This window comes from Jatrophihabitans lederbergiae (assembly GCF_031845305.1).
In the GTDB taxonomy this organism is placed as follows: Bacteria; Actinomycetota; Actinomycetes; order Mycobacteriales; family Jatrophihabitantaceae; genus Jatrophihabitans_A; species Jatrophihabitans_A lederbergiae.
Map to the genome: position 1 here is coordinate 1 of NZ_JAVREH010000256.1, position 255 is coordinate 255.

Consider the following 255-nt stretch of genomic DNA (forward strand, 5'->3'; position numbering starts at 1 on the left):
GTGTTTCTCGGTGGTGAAGATGCTGCCGCGGCCGAGGCGTTCTTTGACGGTCTGCAGGTCGGCGCCGCCGGCGAGGAGCCAGGAGGCGTGGGCATGGCGGAGGTCGTGTGTCCGAACGCAGATACCGATGCCGGCGGTGACGAGGGCGGGTATCCAGATGTGTTCACGGAACCACGACCTCGGGATATGCCCATCGGTGTCGGGGTGCGGTTGCGAGTGGTCCCAGGTGCCGGGTGGGCGTCTTTGCTGGCGGCG

At 67.5% G+C, this 255-nt stretch carries 1 protein-coding gene; it reads right to left on the bottom strand.

Annotated elements, in window-relative coordinates:
- Positions 1–255, bottom strand: a 255-nt coding sequence (locus tag RM423_RS25185) for a tyrosine-type recombinase/integrase (RefSeq protein WP_311425765.1), incomplete at both ends; no start/stop codon positions are given.